Source organism: Thaumasiovibrio clandestinus (genome assembly GCF_047250365.1).
In the GTDB taxonomy this organism is placed as follows: domain Bacteria; phylum Pseudomonadota; class Gammaproteobacteria; order Enterobacterales; family Vibrionaceae; genus Thaumasiovibrio.
The window spans coordinates 18,993-39,300 of record NZ_JBLBVL010000013.1; the positions used below are offsets into that span (position 1 = coordinate 18,993).

Annotated in this window: 19 protein-coding genes; 8 read left to right on the plus strand and 11 right to left on the minus strand. The window is 47.4% G+C overall.

The genetic code is table 11. The annotated features are described in order from the left end of the window. Positions 1 to 95: 95 nt before the first annotated feature. The 4 genes from ACKLNH_RS15265 (at position 96) to hemN (ending at position 3,224) form a co-directional block, all read left to right on the plus strand. The gene (locus ACKLNH_RS15265; RefSeq protein WP_413113124.1) at positions 96 to 746 is read left to right on the plus strand and encodes a class I SAM-dependent methyltransferase; all 651 of its coding nucleotides are present in this window, start codon (positions 96 to 98) and stop codon (positions 744 to 746) included. After that, positions 736 to 1,293: a Der GTPase-activating protein YihI gene (gene yihI, locus ACKLNH_RS15270; RefSeq protein ID WP_413113125.1), complete on the plus strand. Its 558-nt coding sequence runs from the start codon at positions 736 to 738 to the stop codon at positions 1,291 to 1,293. The genes ACKLNH_RS15265 and yihI overlap by 11 nt, the downstream gene beginning before the upstream one ends. Positions 1,294 to 1,298: 5 nt before the next feature. Continuing rightward, on the plus strand, positions 1,299 to 1,781 hold the full coding sequence (locus tag ACKLNH_RS15275; RefSeq protein ID WP_413113126.1) for a DUF2489 domain-containing protein: 483 nt from the start codon (positions 1,299 to 1,301) through the stop codon (positions 1,779 to 1,781). Between the two features lie 69 nt (positions 1,782 to 1,850). Beyond that, positions 1,851 to 3,224 (plus strand): oxygen-independent coproporphyrinogen III oxidase, encoded by a 1,374-nt coding sequence (hemN, locus tag ACKLNH_RS15280; RefSeq protein ID WP_413113127.1) that lies wholly within the window; start codon positions 1,851 to 1,853, stop codon positions 3,222 to 3,224. 46 nt (positions 3,225 to 3,270) lie between these two features. Here hemN and ACKLNH_RS15285 read toward each other — a convergent pair whose 3' ends face one another. The 6 genes from ACKLNH_RS15285 to glnA all read right to left on the minus strand — a co-directional run bounded on the left by ACKLNH_RS15285 (position 3,271) and on the right by glnA (position 9,425). Then, positions 3,271 to 3,399 (minus strand): hypothetical protein, encoded by a 129-nt coding sequence (locus tag ACKLNH_RS15285; RefSeq protein WP_413113128.1) that lies wholly within the window; start codon positions 3,397 to 3,399, stop codon positions 3,271 to 3,273. A 135-nt stretch (positions 3,400 to 3,534) separates the two neighbouring features. Then, positions 3,535 to 4,536 (minus strand): adenosine deaminase, encoded by a 1,002-nt coding sequence (add, locus tag ACKLNH_RS15290; protein WP_413113129.1) that lies wholly within the window; start codon positions 4,534 to 4,536, stop codon positions 3,535 to 3,537. A gap of 182 nt (positions 4,537 to 4,718) precedes the next feature. Further along, positions 4,719 to 6,125 carry a nitrogen regulation protein NR(I) gene (gene glnG / locus ACKLNH_RS15295; RefSeq protein WP_413113130.1) on the minus strand — a complete coding sequence of 469 codons (1,407 nt, stop codon included), beginning with the start codon at positions 6,123 to 6,125 and terminating at the stop codon, positions 4,719 to 4,721. 35 nt (positions 6,126 to 6,160) lie between these two features. Next, positions 6,161 to 7,207, minus strand: coding sequence for a nitrogen regulation protein NR(II) (gene glnL / locus ACKLNH_RS15300; protein ID WP_413113131.1), 1,047 nt, complete (start codon positions 7,205 to 7,207; stop codon positions 6,161 to 6,163). Between the two features lie 71 nt (positions 7,208 to 7,278). Next, complete coding sequence (locus ACKLNH_RS15305; protein WP_413113132.1) at positions 7,279 to 7,887, minus strand: DUF4124 domain-containing protein; 609 nt, start codon at positions 7,885 to 7,887, stop codon at positions 7,279 to 7,281. Positions 7,888 to 8,015: 128 nt separating this feature from the next. Continuing rightward, a complete protein-coding gene (glnA, locus tag ACKLNH_RS15310; protein ID WP_413113133.1) occupies positions 8,016 to 9,425 on the minus strand; it encodes a glutamate--ammonia ligase in 1,410 nt (469 codons plus the stop codon). 459 nt (positions 9,426 to 9,884) lie between these two features. On the opposite strand from glnA, the gene typA reads away from it, so the two are divergent. Beyond that, the gene (typA, locus tag ACKLNH_RS15315; protein ID WP_413113134.1) at positions 9,885 to 11,714 is read left to right on the plus strand and encodes a translational GTPase TypA; all 1,830 of its coding nucleotides are present in this window, start codon (positions 9,885 to 9,887) and stop codon (positions 11,712 to 11,714) included. 60 nt (positions 11,715 to 11,774) lie between these two features. Here typA and ACKLNH_RS15320 read toward each other — a convergent pair whose 3' ends face one another. Next, positions 11,775 to 12,410: a DUF2959 domain-containing protein gene (locus ACKLNH_RS15320; protein ID WP_413113135.1), complete on the minus strand. Its 636-nt coding sequence runs from the start codon at positions 12,408 to 12,410 to the stop codon at positions 11,775 to 11,777. Between the two features lie 62 nt (positions 12,411 to 12,472). On the opposite strand from ACKLNH_RS15320, the gene ACKLNH_RS15325 reads away from it, so the two are divergent. From ACKLNH_RS15325 to ACKLNH_RS15335, 3 genes are read left to right on the plus strand one after another with little or no spacing between them, the layout of a single operon-like run. Beyond that, the gene (locus ACKLNH_RS15325; protein WP_413113136.1) at positions 12,473 to 13,393 is read left to right on the plus strand and encodes a virulence factor BrkB family protein; all 921 of its coding nucleotides are present in this window, start codon (positions 12,473 to 12,475) and stop codon (positions 13,391 to 13,393) included. Further along, positions 13,365 to 13,802 (plus strand): D-aminoacyl-tRNA deacylase, encoded by a 438-nt coding sequence (dtd, locus tag ACKLNH_RS15330; RefSeq protein ID WP_413113137.1) that lies wholly within the window; start codon positions 13,365 to 13,367, stop codon positions 13,800 to 13,802. The genes ACKLNH_RS15325 and dtd overlap by 29 nt, the downstream gene beginning before the upstream one ends. A 58-nt stretch (positions 13,803 to 13,860) precedes the next feature. Beyond that, positions 13,861 to 14,775, plus strand: coding sequence for a bifunctional GNAT family N-acetyltransferase/hotdog fold thioesterase (locus ACKLNH_RS15335; protein ID WP_413113138.1), 915 nt, complete (start codon positions 13,861 to 13,863; stop codon positions 14,773 to 14,775). Here ACKLNH_RS15335 and ACKLNH_RS15340 read toward each other — a convergent pair. From ACKLNH_RS15340 to hslR, 4 genes are all read right to left on the minus strand, one after another. Beyond that, entirely contained in the window at positions 14,772 to 16,640 is a 1,869-nt protein-coding gene (locus ACKLNH_RS15340; protein ID WP_413113139.1) for an AsmA family protein, read from the minus strand. The two genes, ACKLNH_RS15335 and ACKLNH_RS15340, sit on opposite strands and share 4 nt — an antisense overlap. A gap of 136 nt (positions 16,641 to 16,776) precedes the next feature. Further along, on the minus strand, positions 16,777 to 18,408 hold the full coding sequence (gene pckA / locus ACKLNH_RS15345; protein ID WP_413113140.1) for a phosphoenolpyruvate carboxykinase (ATP): 1,632 nt from the start codon (positions 18,406 to 18,408) through the stop codon (positions 16,777 to 16,779). Positions 18,409 to 18,782: 374 nt separating this feature from the next. After that, positions 18,783 to 19,661, minus strand: coding sequence for an Hsp33 family molecular chaperone HslO (gene hslO / locus ACKLNH_RS15350; RefSeq protein WP_413113141.1), 879 nt, complete (start codon positions 19,659 to 19,661; stop codon positions 18,783 to 18,785). A 15-nt stretch (positions 19,662 to 19,676) separates the two neighbouring features. After that, positions 19,677 to 20,072 carry a ribosome-associated heat shock protein Hsp15 gene (hslR, locus tag ACKLNH_RS15355; RefSeq protein ID WP_413113142.1) on the minus strand — a complete coding sequence of 132 codons (396 nt, stop codon included), beginning with the start codon at positions 20,070 to 20,072 and terminating at the stop codon, positions 19,677 to 19,679. Positions 20,073 to 20,308: the final 236 nt, after the last annotated feature.

The following is a 20,308-nucleotide window of genomic DNA, read 5'->3' on the forward strand; positions in this document are numbered from 1 at the left end:
GTGTTTAAGAAGCGGTGGCTGTTTTCGGCAGCACCGCTTTTTTATTGTGCAGATATCTGTTACATTCCCGCCACTGCACCAGATGAGGTATTACGATGCGATTATGCCCCCTATGTGAGGCGTCACACATTGAACACTTCCATCAGGATAAGCGTCGAGACTATTTTCAATGCCAGCGTTGTCAGCTTATTTATGCTGACCCCGACTGCCTACTGGATCCCGAGCAAGAGAAAGGGGTCTATGATCAACATCAGAATGACAGCGATGACCTAGGTTATCGCCGCTTTCTTTCCCGCGTTGCTGAGCCACTTTTAGCGCGACTGCCTAATGGGCGGTGGCAGGGGCTTGATTTTGGCAGCGGCCCGGGGCCGACCTTATCTGTGATGCTGGAAGAAGCTGGGCATCAGATGGCGATCTATGATCCCTACTTTGCACCAGAGCGTTCAGTATTGGCCCGACAATATGACTTTATTACTTGTACAGAAGCGATAGAGCACTTTTATACCCCAGGGAAAGAGTGGCAGCAGTTATTGTCTATGCTAAAGCCAGGAGGCTGGCTTGGCCTGATGACAAAGCTAGCTCTAGATATTGAAGCGTTTGCCCGGTGGCACTATAAAAACGACCCAACACACGTGAGCTTTTTTAGCCAGGCGACATTTCGCTATTTAGCGAAGCGCGATGGACTGGAAGTAGAGTTTGTTGGTAATGATGTAATTTTGCTGAGGAAACCCAGCCATGACTCGTAAAAAGAAAGGCCGTAAAGTCGGCTCTGAAGGTCCTGCAGTATATCAGGACAAATCGGTCTCAAAACTAGACCAAGAAGCATTAGCGCGTAAAAAAGCCCGTAAACGTAAAGGGCTGAAGTCGGGTAGCCGACATTCTGATGAGGGCAATAAAAAAGGCCAGCATCAGGCTCAGCAGCGTGACCCGCGACTCGGTAGCAAGAAGCCGATCCCGTTGATTATTGAGGCGAAGCCACATCCAAAATCGGCAGCAGGCAAGAAAGCGCGTAAATTGAGTGCAGAGCAAGAACTGGCACAATTAGAAAATGACGCGCAATTAAATGTCATGCTTGATCGTTTAGAGAATGGTGAAAAACTGGGTGCAGGCATGCAGCAATATGTCGACCAAAAACTCGATCGTATTGAAGCATTGATGGCTCAGCTTGGTCTTATGGACGAAGAGCAGGATGTGGCAGAGGCTCAACCACAAAGTGATGAAGAGCGTTTAGCACTCTTTGACGAATTCGAGCAATTTGATTCATTTGATAGTAGCGACTTCGAGCAGGAGTAACGTAGATGCCGGTTTGGTTGTTAGTGCTTGGTGGTAGTGTTGTCACTGTGTTAGCGGTCTATGCAGGCATGTTACTCACACAGCTTTGGCAGCAAAAACAACGTCAGCAACAAGCAATGGTGACAGCCATTGCTAAACGAAATCATCGTATCTTTGACAGTATTTTTGTGATTGCCCATGCTGGTCAAGAGGGCCAATGCGACTTGTCTGAAGCTGCGATTCGTCTTGGGGTCTTATTTGATTTGATCCAAGGCGAGTTGCGAGTAGACTTTGCGCAGCGCTATCCCAACCTTGATCGTCTTTATCACGCAGTAAAAGCGTTGCCGCGTGGCGATGAGCGTAAAGCACTGAATAAGCAAGTGCGTATGCGTCAAGATGTGGAGAGAATGAAGCTAGAAGCAGAGCTGCAAGAAGCGATAATGACGGAGTTTGCGCAGCTACTATCGCAACGTGAAACGACCATGAGTCAACTGCGTCCCTTTGCGTGATCGATAAGGTCTACAGCGTAGCCAGATTATGGCACACTGTAGGCCTTATTCATTGGAGCAAAGTCGCGTATGGAAATGACCACCATTGAGTGGGACCAGGCCCTCATTGAAAAATATAACTATTCAGGCCCCCGCTATACCTCATACCCCACTGCATTAGAGTTTTCTGAGCAGTATTCACATTCACAGTTTATTGCTGACTGTCAGCACTATCCCGAACGTCCCCTATCGCTCTATATCCATATCCCGTTTTGTCACCAGCTCTGCTACTACTGTGGCTGTAATAAAGTGGTGACACGACATCAGGAGAAGGCGGATGAATACTTAGATGTTCTTAGCCGTGAGATTGCCACCCGAGCCGTGTTGCTTGGGTCGCGAACAGTGACTCAACTTCACTTGGGTGGTGGAACTCCTACCTTCCTCAATCAGGCGCAGTTATCTCGCCTAATGGGGCTATTGCATCAAGCGTTTAACGTGGCTGACTCAGCCGAAATCAGCATTGAAGTAGACCCTAGACAGCTTGAGTTGACCTTGTTAGATCATCTGTATGACTTGGGATTCAATCGCATAAGCATCGGGGTACAAGACTTTAATAAGCAGGTACAGCAGCGTGTTAATCGCGAACAAGATGAAGCGTTTATTGCCTCTTTGGTGCAACGGGCAAAGCAGCTTGGTTTCCGTTCCACTAACCTTGATCTTATCTATGGCTTACCAACACAAACGGCAGCCAGTTTTGCCCAGACGCTGCAGCAAGTGCTAAGACTGGAGCCAGGACGTTTATCGATTTTTAACTATGCACACATGCCAAAAATGTTTGCAGCGCAACGCAAAATCAATGAACAGGAGCTGCCTACAGCGGCTGAGAAGTTACGGATATTGCAAGAGACGATTCGGACGCTTACTCAGGCTGGGTATCAATTTATTGGTATGGATCACTTCGCTCGACCAGACGATGAATTGGCGATAGCACAGCGAAAAGGCACGCTACATCGTAATTTCCAAGGTTATACCACACAGGGTGAGTGCGACTTGCTTGGTCTTGGGGTATCGGCCATCTCTATGATCGGTGATGGTTATGCTCAGAATAAGAAAGTACTAAAAGACTATTATGCCGCCGTTAATGAGTTAGGTCAGGCGACGTGGCGAGGAGTTGGTCTTGATCAGGATGATCGCTTACGCCGTGATGTGATTAAGGCGTTAATTTGTAATTTTGTACTGGATATTCCAGCAATTGAAGCGCAGTACGATATCGTATTTAGCGACTACTTTGCGGAAGACCTTATACTACTGCAAGGATTCATTGACGATGGTATGGTGACCGTGTCGACAGACAAAGTTACGGTCTTGCCTAAGGGGCGATTACTGATTCGTAATATCTGCATGTCTTTTGATAAGTACTTACGGCAACGCGCGAGACAGCAACAGTTTTCTCGGGTGATATAATGGAAAGAAAAAACGCCGAGTAATCCGGCGTTTTTTCTTTCTTAGCTTACCAGCTTGTCATACCAATGGCGGCAACCATGGCAATGGCACCCGCCATTAATTGGTTTGGGCTATTTAAGGCCGCTTCAGACGCGATAGGAACGACAGCAGTAAGAGAAAAAAGGGTGTTAATCATGAGAGCTCTCCGGTTAGACGCACTTATTGTGCCACAATGTTTGCGTCTAACCCTGCGCCCGGTCAATTTTTCAACAAAAGAGTTAATAATCATACCGCTTTGGTATGACTAATACGCGTTGCCGATGGAAATCCGTTAGCGTTGCGCGGCACGTTGACGTAATTGCTGCTTCTCACTGTTAGATAAAAAGGCCATTTTTAGTCCATTTTCAAGGCATTGTTCAATGTCTGCCGGACTCAATCCCGCTTTTGGCGCCATGATAGAGAGTTCATGGCCAAGCTCAATTCCCTCGACAGCGGGATCGTCAGTATTCAAGCTAACACAAATGCCGTGCGCTAAAAATTGGCGGATTGGATGCGAAGCGAGATCGGTGACGGTGCTGGTTTGTAGATTCGAGGTAAGGCATGACTCGATACCAATCTGCTGATCTGCTAAATAGTCCATAAGTGCAGCATCCTGAATCGCTTTCACACCATGACCGATACGTTCAGCCCCTAGCTCTTTAATGGCTTGCCACATGCTTTCTGGCCCAGCGGCTTCGCCTGCATGGACAGTAACGTGCAGCCCTGCATCGCGTACTTGTTTAAAATGAGAAACAAATTGATGGCCGGGTTGACCAAGCTCATCACCGGCTAAATCGATGGCCACCAAATGTTGCTTTTGCGTTAGCAGCGCATTGAGCTCTTGCTGGCAAGCATCAACGCCAAATGTACGGCTCATAATACCAATGAGATTGGCATCAACACCAAAATCGCGACAACCGGACTGAACCCCATCAACGACCGCTTCAACGACGCCAGCAACGGGAAGTTGGTGCTTCATTGCCATGTAGTAAGGAGAAAAGCGTAATTCAGCGTAGTCGATGCCTGCGCGTAATATATCTTCTACATTTTCGTAGGCAACACGTCGACAAGCCTCTAAATCCCCGAGTACAGCGACACCCCAATCGAGTTTGCTAAGAAATGCGACCAGACTTGGCGCGGTTTCTACCACTTGTACGTGTGGAACCAGATCGGTGAGATTATCGGCAGGTAAGGCCATGCCAAACTGTTGTCCCAGATCCAAAATCGTCTGGCTGCGAATATTGCCATCAAGATGGCGGTGAAGATCAGTAACAGGCAGAGTGTAAGGATTCATCGAGAGGCTCCAATTGATAGTACTTTGGGGCAGAGTATAGATAAAAAGTGGTGATAAATCTGGTGTATATCGCCGAGGAATGGGGGAATTTTGCATTGTATCGCTCAGTGTTTACCTGAACTGTTGTTATTGTCGCCTTGCGACGTTGGCGACAATAACCTTGTTTAACATCGTATTGGGGACTAATCGATAGCAAGATCTTTGAGTTTTCTGGTTAGGGTGTTGCGCCCCCAGCCTAACAACTTGGCAGCTTCTTGTTTATGTCCGTGAGTATGTTCGAGCGCCGTTTCTAGTAGAATCTTTTCGAATTCAGGTAAGGCATCGTCGAGCAGATTGGTTTGACCTTGTGCCAAAGCGTGCTTGGCCCACTGTGCGAGTTGTTGTTGCCAACCTTGTGTTGAATGGTCGCTTTCATGCGCGGTGGGTTGGACTAACTCTGGCGGAAGGTCACCTGGCAATATTTCATTGCCGCTCGCCATCACCGTCAGCCAACGGCACGTATTTTCAAGCTGACGAACATTGCCCGGCCAGTTTAACTGACACAGTTGTTCTACAGTATCAGGGTGTAGGCTTTTTACTTCGACACCAAGCTCAGCCGATGCGCACTTCAAAAAGTGTCGAGTCAATTGTGGGATATCTTGGCGACGATCTTTTAGTGCAGGAAGGTGAACCCGAATGACATTAAGGCGGTGGAAAAGGTCTTCACGAAAATCTCCTTTGGCGACGAGGTTTTCGAGGTTTTGGTGGGTCGCAGCAATAATGCGCACATCGACGTCTCTTGCGGCATGCCCGCCAACACGATAGAACTGCCCGTCGGCCAAAACACGCAGTAGGCGGGTTTGAATATCGAGTGGCATATCACCGATTTCATCGAGAAACAGGGTACCGCCATTGGCCTGCTCAAAGCGTCCTTGACGCACCGTATTGGCCCCCGTAAAGGCCCCCTTTTCGTGGCCAAATAGCTCTGACTCAATCAAATCCTTGGGAATTGCCGCCATATTGAGGGCGATAAAGGCATTCTTAGCCCGTGGACTGTGGCGGTGCAAGGCGTGAGCGACCAGCTCTTTACCGGTACCGGACTCACCATTAATCAGCACGGAGATGGATGAACGAGAAAGACGGCCAATGGCACGAAAGACCTCTTGCATCGCTGGTGCTTCGCCAATAATTTCAGGAACGGGCTTTTCGTTGTGCTGTGGCTGCTGATGGCGCTTCTGCTCTTGACTGTGAGTGAGCGCTCGCTCGACGAGGGCTTGCGCTTCATCAATATCAAACGGTTTGGGTAGATACTCAAAGGCGCCACGCTGATAGGCGTTAACCGCTGCATCGAGATCTGAGTGAGCGGTCATAATAATCACGGGCAGTGTTGGGTAGTCGGCTTGAAGTGCTTTTAATAGCGTTAGCCCATCTGTTCCAGGCATGCGAATATCTGAAACCAGCACATCTGGCACACTGCGCTCTAGTGCCAATAATACACTGTCGGCATCTGCAAATGTTTCACAGTGCATACCGGCGGCTAAGAGGGTTTTCTCTAGTACCCAACGGATGGAGTTGTCGTCATCAACGACCCAGATCATGCCTTTACTCATCGCCTTTCCTCTTTAAGTGAAGATGTTCGTAATAATTATTTTATGGGTAGAAACAGGGTGAAGCGGGTCTGGCCAGGCCAGCTTTCGACCTCTATTTTTCCTTTGTGTTGATCAATGAGGGTTTGAGCAATAGAGAGCCCTAAGCCCGTCCCGCCTTGGCGTCCGGTTACCATGGGGTAGAACAACGTATCTTGGATATCTGCAGGAACGCCTGGGCCGTTATCAATGATCTCAATTTTGGCAGCGATGCGATAACGTATTCCGTGAATCGTCGTTTGGTGATCGGTGCGGGTTTTTAAGGTGATGGTGCCACCTTGTTCAGCGAGAGCCAATGCCGCGTTGCTCACTATATTTAATAAGGCTTGCTCAATTTGATCACTGTCCATTTCAAAATCAGGCAAACTCGGGTCATAGTCGCGCTCAAACTGGATGCTCTGGCCAGCTTCAAGCGCGACCAGTTGGCGCACTTTCTCAAGTACTTGATGGATATTGTGGTGTGAACGAACGCCTGGGCGCTGGGGGCCGAGCAGGCGGTCGACCAATGAACGCAGTCGGTCGGCCTGTTCAACAATAATTTGGGTGTATTCTTTTAACTCAGGCTCGGGCAGCATTTTTTCCAGTAACTGCGCGGCCCCACGGAGGCCGCCAAGAGGATTTTTTATTTCATGTGCTAGTCCGCGAACCAGCTCTTTGGCAGCTTGTTGTTGAGCTTGTTGGGTTAACTCTTGGCTCAGCTTGCGTTGTTTAATTACGGGTCTCAGCTCCAGCAATATCATGAGTTTCTTTTGCCATGAAATAGGGGATGCGTGCAGCTCTGCCGTGGTGTGCACCCCCTCAATAACAAAGGTGACATCGCTATCAGAGAGGCTTTTACCCGATGAGAGCGTCTCTTCTATAAGGCTGATATCCAGCGACGAGTGTTGTAGTAGGTGGCGAAAATTATGCCCTTGCATGCGACGCTGACTCAACGAAAACAGTTGTTCACATGCCGCGTTTACAAAGTAGATATCAAGCTTATCATCCAGCAATATGATTGCCGTGGCTTGATTATTCAAAATAGTCTGTGTCAGTTCCATTGTCACCCAGTCGCTCCTCTAACAATGCACCAATATGGTGCATTTAGTGTAGCGTGGATGTGACCGACAGGGGAGCGTTATTTCAGCTGTTTGGCTGGTGGGTCGCCTAGTTTAGGGACTGCTGGCGTTTGTAGCTTCGCTGTGCGGTGCAGATACACGGTTACAGAAGGAGAGGATGCAATTATCTTGCCGTCTTTCAGTAGTTTGACATGCGCTTGGTATGCGCCGCGATCTATGTTGGTCACGAGCCATTGCAGTTGGTTCGATGGCGCACCAAATGGGCGATCATCAAGGTACAATTGTAGCTGGTAAGGTGGCACCAATGGAGCGTCCGTGGCTGCATTGATCATGATATCACCGAGGGCATTGCGCACCGTTTGCTCGTTGACGGGATTAATCAGTAAAACAGACGATGGTGGTGGCTGCTTTAGGACGGGCTCGGATTTTATTGTATCGACAATATCGTGGTCCTTGCTGACCTGCAGTGATGCTGGTGGTGTTTCGCTAATACGAGGAGCGATATAGTTGCGTTGCTTAAATTCACCGTTTTCCGGGGGGGTGTCTGAAAAGACAATCTGCCCATTACTATCAAGCCAGCTATACACCGTTGTGGCTGATACAAGCGCGCTATAAGTGGTGAAAACCAAGCACAGAACAGTGAACATCGAGCGTAACGTCAACCGCATATTCATAACCAATAGAGCGAAAAATGGACAATAAACGGTCATAGTACTGATTGAAAAATGAAATGGAAAAAAAAACGGCTCACCTGCGAGGTGAGCCGTAAACAATTTTTTCTGTTTCAGGCTGTTACTTAAACTGAGTAGTACAGTTCAAATTCCAGAGGGTGCGTCGTTGAATTCACTTTCGCGACATCTTCAGACTTAAGCTCGATGTAAGAGTTGATGAAGTCGTCAGAGAATACGCCGCCAGTGGTTAGGAACTCACGATCTTCGTCTAGCGCTTGTAGTGCACCTTGTAGAGACTCTGCAACGGTTGGGATCTCTGCTGCTTCTTCTGCAGGCAGGTCATATAGGTCTTTGTCCATCGCTTCGCCTGGGTGGATCTTGTTCTTAATTCCGTCAAGACCAGCCATTAGCATGGCAGCGAATGCCAAGTATGGGTTCGCGGCTGGATCGCCGAAACGTACTTCGATGCGACGTGCTTTCGGGCTAGGAACAACCGGAATACGGATAGACGCTGAGCGGTTACGTGCCGAGTAAGCCAACATAACTGGTGCTTCAAAACCAGGAACCAAACGCTTGTATGAGTTAGTTGCTGGGTTAGCAAAGGCATTAATGGCGCGTGCGTGCTTGATGATACCACCAATGTAGTACAGCGCCATTTCAGACAGGCCACCATACTTGTCACCGGCAAAGAGGTTTTGACCATCTTTAGCCAGTGACATGTGAACGTGCATACCACTACCATTATCACCAACCAGTGGCTTAGGCATAAAGGTGGCTGTTTTACCAAAGGCATGAGCAACGTTGTGAACAACGTACTTATAAATTTGGATTTCATCCGCTTTGGTGGTTAGCGTGTTAAAGCGCGTAGCGATTTCGTTCTGACCCGCTGTTGCTACTTCATGGTGGTGCGCTTCAACCACTAAGCCCATCTCTTCCATGATTAAACACATTGCAGAACGGATGTCTTGTGATGAATCAACTGGTGCGACTGGGAAATAACCGCCTTTCACACCAGGACGGTGGCCTTTGTTACCGCCTTCGAAATCACTGCCAGTATTCCATGCTGCTTCAACGTCATCAATTTTGAAGAATGAACCCGACATGTCGGTCGCAAACTTTACGTCATCAAAGAGGAAGAACTCAGGCTCAGGACCGACAAGAACAGTATCAGCCAGGCCGCTGGCACGCATGTAGTCTTCTGCGCGGTGAGCAATCGAGCGAGGATCGCGGTCGTAGCCTTGCATGGTTGCAGGCTCAAGAATGTCACAACGTATATTTAGTGTTGATTCTTCTGTGAATGGGTCAAGTACGGCAGACGATGCATCTGGCATCATGACCATGTCAGATTCATTGATGCCTTTCCAACCAGCTACCGAAGAGCCGTCAAACATTTTGCCATCTTCAAAGAAGTCAGCATCAATTTGGTGCGCAGGAATTGAGATGTGTTGCTCTTTACCCTTAGTATCGGTAAAGCGTAGGTCAACGAACTTAACTTCGTTTTCCTGAATCATAGCGAGTACGTTTTCGACTGACATGGTGAATAACCTCCGGTGTTAGTTTGGCAAACAAGGCGCAAAACAAAGCGTAATTTTACTTACTAGCTACAATGCTATTATCGTGCCAAGTTTATCTTCCTTGAAATATACCGAATTAGTGCATTAAGTGGTCATTAATTGTCGTTCGCAGCACCAATGTGGTGCAACAGTGGATCTTAATGGTGCAGATGCCTTATTCGGGTGCGTCTATATTCAGGACCCTAAGCGTGGATTTGTCAATTAGTGATAGCGAAAAAGTGCCTAAATAATTGGTTTATAGTGCTCGGATACCTTCAATACAGCCCTAATTCGTAAAAAAAGTGCATTTGCGGTGACATAAATCACATCTTTGATTGGTTTTGGCGTAAAATCTGTTAGATTATGAGCCGTTTTTTTAACCACAGTAGTTGTGTTGCCGACATCGGTGGCCGCTGCATGTTCTGAGTGAATGTGAAATCCATGTCTAATCAACAGATCGATAAATTAAGAAATATCGCAATTATTGCGCACGTTGACCACGGTAAAACCACCCTGGTCGATAAACTGCTTCAGCAGTCTGGCACGTTAGAATCTCGCGGCGAGACCGAAGAGCGCGTGATGGACTCGAATGATATCGAGAAAGAGCGTGGTATTACCATTCTTGCGAAGAACACAGCGATTAATTGGAATGATTACCGTATCAATATCGTAGATACCCCAGGACACGCCGATTTTGGTGGTGAAGTTGAGCGTATCATGTCGATGGTTGATTCTGTATTGCTAATCGTTGATGCCGTTGATGGCCCAATGCCACAAACGCGCTTCGTTACGCAAAAAGCGTTTGCCTATGGCCTTAAGCCGATTGTTGTTATCAACAAAATTGACCGTCCAGGCGCGCGTCCTGAGTGGGTAATGGATCAAGTCTTTGACCTATTCGACAACTTAGGTGCCACGGATGAGCAGCTAGACTTCACCGTCGTTTACGCATCAGCGCTAAACGGCTGGGCGACAATGGAAGAAGGCGAAGTTGGCGAGAACATGGAACCATTGTTCCAAGCGGTTGTAGATACTGTTGACGCGCCTGACGTTGATGTTGACGGTGCCTTGCAGATGCAAGTCTCTCAACTTGACTACAGCTCTTACGTTGGCGTTATCGGCGTTGCACGTATTACGCGTGGTACGGTTAAGCCAAACCAACAAGTGACTATCGTTGGTGCTGACGGTAAGAAGCGTAACGGTAAAGTGGGTACGGTTCTTGGCTACCTAGGTCTTGAGCGTCATGAAGTCGAAGAAGCGAAAGCGGGCGACATCATTGCTATCACTGGTCTTGGCGAGCTTAAAATCTCTGACACTATCTGTGATGTTAACGAAGTTGAAGTGATGCCAGCCCTATCTGTTGATGAACCAACAGTCACCATGACGTTCCAAGTAAACACCTCTCCGTTTGCAGGTAAAGAAGGTAAATTCGTTACTTCACGTAACATCCTTGAGCGTCTACAAAAAGAGCTAGTACATAACGTTGCACTGCGCGTAGAAGAGACGGATAACCCAGATCGTTTCCGTGTTTCAGGTCGTGGTGAACTTCACCTTTCTATCCTGATTGAAAACATGCGTCGTGAAGGTTTCGAGCTAGCAGTATCGCGCCCAGAAGTTATCATCAAAGAAGAAGATGGTCAGCTAATGGAACCGTACGAAACGGTTACCATCGATGTGCTAGAAGAGCACCAAGGTGGCATCATGGAGAACATCGGCCTCCGTAAAGGTGAGCTGACAGATATGTCTCCAGATGGTAAAGGCCGCGTACGTATGGACTTTATGATGCCTTCTCGTGGTCTCATCGGTTTCCAAACTGAATTCCTAACATTGACGTCTGGTTCTGGTCTTATGTACCACACGTTTGATCACTACGGTCCACACAAAGGTGGCGTAATTGGTCAACGTAACAACGGCGTTCTTATTTCAAATGCTACCGGTAAAGCACTGACATACGCACTGTTCAACTTACAAGAGCGTGGTCGCCTGTTTGCTGAGCACGCAGATGAAGTTTATGAAGGTCAAATCATCGGTATTCATAACCGTGCCAATGACCTAACAGTTAACTGTCTGAAAGGTAAGCAGCTAACTAACGTTCGTGCATCGGGTACCGATGAAGCACAGGTACTGTCGCCACCAATTAAGCACACGCTTGAGCAAGCGCTAGAATTTATCGATGAAGATGAACTAGTTGAAGTAACGCCAGAGAGCATCCGTATTCGTAAGAAACTTCTTACTGAAACGGATCGTAAGCGTGCAGGTCGTGCAGCGAAGTAATTCAGTCGCATGCTATTAGCGATGATGAATAAAAAACCGCCATTTGGCGGTTTTTTTATGCTACTTCAAACCATCAATAAAGGCATTCGATTCATCTATTGCTGTGCGCATCTTCATAATGGCTAACTCGATATCGCGTTCTAGCGCAGAAAACTCACTTTCGAGCGCCCCAACAGCTTGCGCATTGAGGTTATGTTTTAAATAGAGTGTGTTATCTAACAATGTGACTAAAATTGGGCTCATACTCTGCTCTGCTTGTCGCATGGCATTAAGCATCTTCGTGTAGTTGCGCTCGGTCTGTTTAAGCTTGTGCTCGCTCTCTTGGCGTAGCGTGCTGTTACTGTAGAGTGACAGCTCTTCACTCCACTCATTGAAGAGTGCGTCAGCCACATCTTCAATCGCATCGATACGCTTACTGACCTCATCCGCAGCCTCAACGCTTTCCTCATACTGGTTATTGATGCGCTTATACATCGTTTCAAGATCTCCACCATCAGAGTCAGTAAACGCCTGCAGGGCTTCGAGTGCACTGTTAAACTGCTGCTGTGCATCCGTTTGGGCCTCGTTTGCGGCTTCGACGCGGTCGACCATAATTTCGCGTTTATGGATACCGACTTGCTCCATGGCGGAGTAATACGTTGACTCACAACCAGTGAGTAAAATAAGTGGTAAGAGAATCCCTGTCAGTAATCGCATATCGACATCCTGTTTGTTAACATAATGGTGACAATATAGTTGGAAGGAATGGGTTCCGCAATATGGCTATTTATCTGTTTATGAAACAGTTGTGTGCTTCATTTATGCAATTTGTACGTTATTTGCTTACTCGAATAGTGCATGATCGCTTAACCGTCACCGCAGGATCGTTAGCTTATGTCACGTTATTGTCCCTGGTACCTTGCTTAACGGTCATACTCACGGTCTTTTCTTCATTTCCAGCTTTTTCTGATTTCTCTATTTTGATTCAAGATTTTGTTATTGAACATTTCGTGCCAGCTGCTGGCCAAGTTGTTAAAGAGTATCTTAATCAGTTTACCGCCAATGCAGGCCGAATGACGGCGGTGGGGCTGTTAGCCTTACTGGTGGTCGCTATGCTCTTGATCTCGGCCATTGATCGGGCGTTGAATTACATTTTTCGTGTCGAGAGTAAACGGCGCCGTGCGATCTCCTTTTCTATCTACTGGATGATTTTGACGCTGGGGCCTATTTTGGTGGGGAGTAGCTTAACTATTAGCACTTACCTCGGCTCTCTCACGCTTATCGGCAGTGAACTGGCGACAGGTGCATTGCAGCGTACATTACGCTTACTGCCAGCTTTGATGTCGATGGCGGCTTTTGTCGGGCTATACTTGTTGGTACCGAATCGCAAAGTGATATTTATGCATGCCTTGAGCGGTGGTGTGGTAGCAACACTGCTGTTTGAGATTAGCAAAAAGGGCTTTGCGCTTTATCTGAGTTACTTTCCTACTTATCAGGTCATTTATGGGGCATTGGCGGCAGTGCCTATTTTGTTTGTCTGGGTTTACCTTAGCTGGTGTGTGGTACTGCTCGGAGCCGAGTTAACGGCGGCGCTGGGTGAGCCGTGGCGAGGATTGCAAGACGAGAAACAACCTGCGATGATCACCACTGATGAAGTAAAGGAAAAACAAAATGATAGCGTTGATTCAGCGGGTAAGTGAAGCCAGTGTAACAGTGGACGGGCAAGTGATTGGTGAAATTGGTTATGGCCTGTTAGTTCTGCTTGGCGTTGAACAAGGGGATGATGACGCCAAAGCGAAACGCTTGCGTGATCGGGTATTGGGTTACCGCATTTTTGAAGATGATGCCGGGAAGATGAACTTGAATGTGCAGCAAGCCGGAGGTGAGGTGTTAGTTGTCTCTCAATTTACGTTGGCGGCAGACACCAAAAAAGGGATGCGACCGGGCTTTTCTTATGGTGCCGATCCAATGGAGGCACAACGCCTGTATGACGTGTTTAGTCAGTATTGCCGCGATAGCGGTATCGGCGTGGCAACGGGACAATTTGCCGCAGATATGAAAGTGGGTCTTGTTAATGATGGCCCCGTGACATTTTGGCTACAAGTGTAAGGCTCCAACCTTGCCACACTTAGCTGACATGGAATAATGATTTGCATTGAGGGATACGATGTTTCGATTAGTGGCGCCAGAATCAGAACAGCAGTTAGCGAGCTATTACGCGTTTCGCTGGAAAATGTTGCGTGAGCCATGGAATATGCCGCAAGGATCTGAGCGCGATGCTTACGACCTCGGCAGCTACCATCGGATGATTATCGATGGCGACAATAATGTCGTCGCCATTGGGCGTCTCTATCTCACGCCGGATAATGATGGGCAGATCCGCTATATGGCGGTGCATCCCGATTACCGCCAGAAGGGGATGGGAACCTTGGTATTAATGGCATTGGAGTCGCTTGCTTGCCAAGAGGGAGCCAAGCGCTTGGTGTGTAATGCCCGAGAGGATGCCATCCCGTTCTATGTACGCAATGGCTTTGCCAATCAGGGAGAGCTGAGTGATGAGCGCGGGCCAGTGCGCCATCAACAGATGCTCAAAGCACTGCAAGAGCACCATGAAGTTGCTAGGCATCCAGAGTGGTGTGCCGAATTGCAGCAGCACTGGAATCAACAGATTCCGATCAGTGAGAAGATGGGCTTGAAGATCAACCAGTATACCGGGTACCGTTTTGAAGTCGGTGCGCTGCTGAATGCCAATTTGAATCCGCAGGGCATGATGTTCGCAGGGAGCATCTTCAGTATGGCAACACTAGCGGGTTGGGGCTTTATGTGGATGCTGATGAAAGAACGAGGCCTGAGTGGCGAGATCATGCTGGTGGATAGCCATATTCGTTATCATCAATCTGTCTCTGAGCGTCCTCGTGCAGTGGTTAGTCTCGATAATATGAGTGGCGATCTTGATCGTTTAGAGCGCGGACGCAAAGTAAGGGTTAACCTCAACGTGACTGTTTTTAGTGCCGATGAGATTGTTACCCGTTTTAGCGGTGATTATTTGATTGTGCCAAATACAGCCGAGGTTGATCGCTAATCAGATAGGGCCTTTTCCAAGGTGTCTTGTTTGAATGCTGCCTGTAAAGTGAGCGTACTGTTTTGTGGTTTGGGAATATCCCACTTACCTTGCATCTGGGCGCTAAACTGCTCACTGCTAATTCGCCATGGTGAAACGGTAAAAATACCACGCTGGCCGACGATGTTTAGATCGTTTGCATTGGCGGGATACCATGTTTGCTGACTAACTGCCGCTGTTTCAGGCTGTGCTAAAAGAGCAAACTGTTGGGCTGGGTCGAGTCTGAGTTGTCGAAAGTGAGCATTGAGCTCACCAGTGAGAGAATACTGCGCCAATGTTGCCTCTTTAGCTAGTCCAGACAGTTGCAAGGTAAAGTCACTGGCGCCTTCTATCGTGATAGGCAGAGCCAGCCAGCGCGATAATATAGTGGTTGGTACGCTGTCTGCGTTTAGATGCCCTTGCCAAGGGCGTGTTGGTAAAGAGAGGTTTACTTCTCCCCCCCCTTCGAGTAAGCCATGCTCAAACGGCAGGAGCAGCTCACTAATTTGCCACTGCCCACCAATGCTGTGCATTTTTACTGAGGGCTGAACGGTGAGCACATGGTTCAAATTTGCCCGAGCTGCTGTCAAAGTTAGCGAGCCCTGCCACAAGCCACTTACCCCTTGATGTCGCAGAACCAAGTCTTGTCCTTTGATGTTCAGGCCAAGGATCTGCACAGGCCAGTCAGGCGTGAGCTGGGTGAGCTGGGTTTGCCCAATCTGCAATTCAGCAACCGTAAAGTATTTTTTTTGCTCTAACCATGGAATAAACGGTCCTACAGAGAATGCTGTTTGCTGCCATTCGACGCCAGACAGACGTAATTGGTCGAGCAGGACGCTGTCTGGTGTCATTGCACCTTTTACAAGCGCGCGGCCCTCTAACAGCTGCATTGAAGCGATGGGTAGCCTGATTTGTTGTGGTGTAAAGTGCAGCTCTAACAGTGGCTCTTCAATGAGCAGTGCTTTGTGTTGGATAGTATCGGCAGTGACAGATAGATAAGCATCGTCTTGCTCATATTGATTGTTTGGCCATTGCCACCGCTGCAGCGACATATTGAAGTTTTGTACTTGCCAGTGTGGTAATGCCAGATGACTATTATTGATATCGAATTGTTGTACATCAATAGACGGGATATCAAGTTGTTGTGGCAAAGTGATGAGTTGCTGGAATGCTGCGGCATCAAACACTTTCATATTATTAAGATGTAGCAATTCGATATAAGCGCCAGTTCCTGACTGCAGATCGCCTTGCAGTGTCAGTTGACCGTCGAATAAGTGAGTGGTTAATGCGTGCACTCGCCATAGCGAAGCGTGATAGGTACTGTCGATATAGAGGTCATCGCCTTGCCATTGCTCGAATTGCCACTGCTTGGCACTTAATTTCACTTCACCATCAATATGATGTTGCTCTGTATCGAAAGACCAATTTTCTACTTCAATGGCGACACGGTTTAATGTGACACCTTTTATGTTGAGGGTTGGGGCCTCAATAGCCAATTTCCTCACCTTAAGTGGCGTGAATGAGGAAGGGGCGGCTGAAACGACCGGATTGTCAATTTTTAATCCATCGAGAATCAGCTGTTTTTTCCATAATGACGCCGGTGCAACCCAAAGCTCCAGTTGATCGGCGCTAAACTGCGCAGTAGAGACTGAAGTGAGTAATAGTTGCCACGGAGAGGTAATTGAGTATTCGATCTGGCCGATTTCGATATCACCTTGGCCTGCCCATAATGCCAGTCTATTGACGCCACGAGCAGCGTAAGGCGTATGAAGGCCGATAACCATGAGCGTGAACAGGGCAGCAACGATGATGCCAATTGTGGTAAATCCTTTTAATAACCAACGCATTACGTTGCCTCCTTGTTATGGGGACCTAGCATCACCGAGTGTGTTCGTCGTTATTCTAGTTATACCTTAATAAAGAGGTGGTATAAATAAAAACGGCGCCGAACTGGGCGCCGTTTTTTATATTAATTGCAATCGTTTAGTCGAGTTGAGGCCCTGCTGCAACAAGCGCGGCACCCTCAGCGTTATCCGTGTACTTCTCAAAGTTATTAACGAAGCGCTCGGCCAGATCTTTCGCCTTGCTTTCCCACTGCAATGGGTCAACGTAGGTCTCACGTGGGTCCAGTATCTCAGGGTCAACACCTGGCAGTGCATTAGGCACTTCTAAGTTGAAGATTGGGATCTGTTTGGTCTCGGCAGTATCAATAGAACCATCTAGAATCGCGTCAATAATGCCACGCGTATCTTGAATTGAGATACGTTTACCAGTGCCATTCCAGCCCGTGTTTACTAGATAGGCTTCAGCGCCTGCTGCTTCCATACGCTTCACTAACACTTCTGCATATTTTGTTGGGTGCAATGTCAAGAAGGCATTACCAAAACATGCTGAGAAGGTTGGTGTTGGCTCAGTGATACCACGTTCAGTACCGGCTAGTTTGGCGGTAAAGCCAGAGAGGAAGTGGTACTTGGTTTGCTCAGGTGTTAGTTTTGAAACCGGTGGTAGTACACCAAAGGCGTCAGCCGAAAGGAAGATCACTTTATTTGCGTGACCACCTTTAGAGACGGGCTTAACGATGTTATCAATGTGATTAATTGGGTAAGAAACACGGGTATTTTCTGTTTTCGAACCATCATCAAAATCGATCGAACCGTCGTTACGTACAGTGACATTTTCCAACAGCGCATCGCGGCGGATGGCATTGTAAATGTCTGGCTCTGCTTCTTTAGACAGGTTGATAGTTTTCGCATAACAACCGCCTTCATAGTTAAATACGCCATCATCATCCCAGCCGTGCTCATCATCACCAATCAAGGCGCGTTTAGGGTCGGTAGACAGTGTTGTTTTGCCAGTGCCTGAGAGGCCAAAGAATACCGCGACATCACCGTCACTACCCATGTTAGCAGAACAGTGCATGGATGCGATATCTCGAAGAGGAAGGAAATAGTTCATCATGGCGAACATGCCTTTCTTCATTTCACCACCGTACCAAGTACCACCAATTAGCTGCATTTTCTCGGTTAAATTAAAGACGGTGAAGTTCTCTGAGTTCATGCCATGCTCTTCCCATTTCTGGTTTGTACACTTGGCACCATTCATGACCACAAAGTCAGGCTCAAAGGTTTTGAGTTCTTCTTCTGTTGGGCGGATAAACATATTTTTCACGAAGTGAGCTTGCCATGCGACCTCTGTGATAATACGAATGCAGAGACGCGTATCTGGGTTAGTACCGCAGAAGCCATCAATAACAAAGAGACGTTTATTGGAGAGTTGCTTGGTTACTAAAGCTTTTAGATCATTCCAGGCTGCCGTTGTTAATGGTTTGTTGTCGTTCGCGCCTTGGTCTGACCACCACATAGTGTTTTCGGTCGTTTCATCTCGAACAATAAATTTGTCTTTAGGCGAACGACCAGTAAAGATCCCTGTATCCACGGCGACGGCACCAAGTTCGGTGATAACACCGCGCTCATAGCCTTCTAAGTCACTACGGGTCTCTTCTTCAAACAACATGTCATAAGAAGGGTTTCTTACAATTTCTGTTGTTTTTTCAATGCCATAGCAACTAAGGTCGATTGTGTTTGCTACCTTGTTGTCAACATTTACTGTAGTCATAGGTGCTCCTTAGGGTAAATTGGGTAAGATGTTGTAATTTCAAAATCTGTTAACCATGCTAGCAACCAAAATGAGTAATTTCAGAGATGGCAGTCAAAAAATAACCAGAAATTTGTTAACGGGAAGTAATATTTGATGGTGTTTTTTGTGTATTTTGTCTTGAGCGGTAATAAGGTAGGTATTATTGTTGCTTGTTCACGCTTTGTACAATCTTGGGTTTAAAAATAAGCAGTTGTTGCGAAGGGGGGCGTGTTACAAGGTGAAAGCAGACGCACAAAACGAGTTAGAACAATGTTAAAAGGCGACTTAATAACGTACTTAAAAAAAAGCTGGCACATTTGCCAGCTTTATTAACATACTACTCTTTTTGGGGGTTAGTGCACTTGATTGTCATCACCAGAGGCGGTTGAGCCATCAAACAATCCTGCTACATCAATGCTATCAAATTGGTAGCTAGAGCCGCAGTAGTCACAATGTAGTGCGATATTTCCTTGCTCGGCAACGATTTGCTCTACTTCGCTGCGCTCGATTGAGCAGATAGCTGCGGCACTGCGTTCACGGCTGCATGTGCAAGAAAAAGTCACAGGCTGTGGGTCGAAAAGCTGCACTTGCTCTTGGTGGTATAAGCGATAAAGCACATCTTCAGCCGCCAATCCAAACAGCTCTTCATTTTTTACCGTACTGGTTAACTGGTGTAGATGATCGAAGTCATCGGTATTTTCTTTATCATCAGGCAGGGCCTGTAATAGCATACCTGCAGCATGAGCTTGGCCTTCATGCTCGCCTGTTCGTAAGAACAATTTGGTTTTTAACTGCTCAGAGTTTGCAAAATAACTCTCTAAACACTCTGCAAGTGTTTCGCCCTCGAGGCCGACGACGCCTTGATAGCGTTCACCTTTGGTGGGTGTAATGGTAATCACCAGGTGGCCATTGCCGATCAGTTCGCGAATATTACCAGGCTTAACCTCGCCATCAAATCGCGCAACACCACGTAGATGTTGATTATGATCGCCATTGATAACAGCTAGGCGCACAGGACCATCACCTTGTAGTTGCACGGTGATTGAACCTTCAAATTTTAAGGTCGCTGTTAGTAAGCTGGTTGCCACTAAGAGTTCGCCCAGCAACGATTTGATCGGTTGTGGGTAGTCGTTCGTCGCCAGAATCTCTTGGTAAGGCTTATCAAGCTGAACCAGCTCGCCACGAACAGAAATATCGTTAAATAAGTAACGATGCAGGCTGTTATTTGTCATGAATATCTCTCCAGCTTACTTGCTGCTTTTAAAGCGAATAATGTCTCGTCGCTGCTTTTTGTCTGGGCGCTTGTCAGGACTTGGACTTCCCAGCGCGTGCATTTTGCGTAATTGTGACTCTTTCTCACGACGCGCGATGCTGGCAGCGGTTTCGGTGTACAGAGTTTGTGCTTCCGGTGCACCGCGACGGACGTCAGAGAGTTTCTCGACAACCACCGTTTTCTCTTCGTTACCTTGACGAAGTTTAACCTCAGCGCCCACATCCACCATTTTACTGGGTTTGCTGCGCTGATTGTTGTACTGCACTTTTCCACCATCAATCATGGTGCGGGCAATGGAGCGTGTTTTGTAAAAACGCGCCGCCCATAGCCATTTGTCTAACCTGACGTTGAGCGGGTTATTGTCAGTCATAGCGGCCTCTTGAGTCACGCACGCTGATCGTTGAAACAGGATAAGCTGTGCGTTCGGTCACAAAAATACCATATTTTAACGCAAAATACTGCGTCTGCTTGAAGCATTGAAATAGTGTTGAATGCAGTGCTTTTCAATGCATGAGAAAAAAAACAATTTATTTTTTTGCTAAAGCATTGAAGTGAAATCAAACTTTAATTGTTTGAGAATGTAAAATACTTCGTATTATTGCGTTC

Excerpts from the sequence above, each read along its gene's own strand:
- pckA (WP_413113140.1), bottom strand. The coding sequence starts at position 18,408 with ATGACTACAGTAAATGTTGACAACAAGGTAGCAAACACAATCGACCTT.
- glnG (WP_413113130.1), bottom strand. The coding sequence starts at position 6,125 with ATGAGTAAAGGCATGATCTGGGTCGTTGATGACGACAACTCCATCCGT.
- ACKLNH_RS15340 (WP_413113139.1), bottom strand. The coding sequence starts at position 16,640 with ATGCGTTGGTTATTAAAAGGATTTACCACAATTGGCATCATCGTTGCT.
- ACKLNH_RS15320 (WP_413113135.1), bottom strand. The coding sequence starts at position 12,410 with ATGCGATTACTGACAGGGATTCTCTTACCACTTATTTTACTCACTGGT.
- hslR (WP_413113142.1), bottom strand. The coding sequence starts at position 20,072 with ATGACTGACAATAACCCGCTCAACGTCAGGTTAGACAAATGGCTATGG.
- hemN (WP_413113127.1), top strand. The coding sequence starts at position 1,851 with ATGGAAATGACCACCATTGAGTGGGACCAGGCCCTCATTGAAAAATAT.
- yihI (WP_413113125.1), top strand. The coding sequence starts at position 736 with ATGACTCGTAAAAAGAAAGGCCGTAAAGTCGGCTCTGAAGGTCCTGCA.
- add (WP_413113129.1), bottom strand. The coding sequence starts at position 4,536 with ATGAATCCTTACACTCTGCCTGTTACTGATCTTCACCGCCATCTTGAT.
- hslO (WP_413113141.1), bottom strand. The coding sequence starts at position 19,661 with ATGACAAATAACAGCCTGCATCGTTACTTATTTAACGATATTTCTGTT.
- ACKLNH_RS15275 (WP_413113126.1), top strand. The coding sequence starts at position 1,299 with ATGCCGGTTTGGTTGTTAGTGCTTGGTGGTAGTGTTGTCACTGTGTTA.
- ACKLNH_RS15335 (WP_413113138.1), top strand. The coding sequence starts at position 13,861 with ATGTTTCGATTAGTGGCGCCAGAATCAGAACAGCAGTTAGCGAGCTAT.
- dtd (WP_413113137.1), top strand. The coding sequence starts at position 13,365 with ATGATAGCGTTGATTCAGCGGGTAAGTGAAGCCAGTGTAACAGTGGAC.
- ACKLNH_RS15265 (WP_413113124.1), top strand. The coding sequence starts at position 96 with ATGCGATTATGCCCCCTATGTGAGGCGTCACACATTGAACACTTCCAT.
- ACKLNH_RS15285 (WP_413113128.1), bottom strand. The coding sequence starts at position 3,399 with ATGATTAACACCCTTTTTTCTCTTACTGCTGTCGTTCCTATCGCGTCT.
- ACKLNH_RS15325 (WP_413113136.1), top strand. The coding sequence starts at position 12,473 with ATGGCTATTTATCTGTTTATGAAACAGTTGTGTGCTTCATTTATGCAA.
- glnA (WP_413113133.1), bottom strand. The coding sequence starts at position 9,425 with ATGTCAGTCGAAAACGTACTCGCTATGATTCAGGAAAACGAAGTTAAG.
- ACKLNH_RS15305 (WP_413113132.1), bottom strand. The coding sequence starts at position 7,887 with ATGCGGTTGACGTTACGCTCGATGTTCACTGTTCTGTGCTTGGTTTTC.
- typA (WP_413113134.1), top strand. The coding sequence starts at position 9,885 with ATGTCTAATCAACAGATCGATAAATTAAGAAATATCGCAATTATTGCG.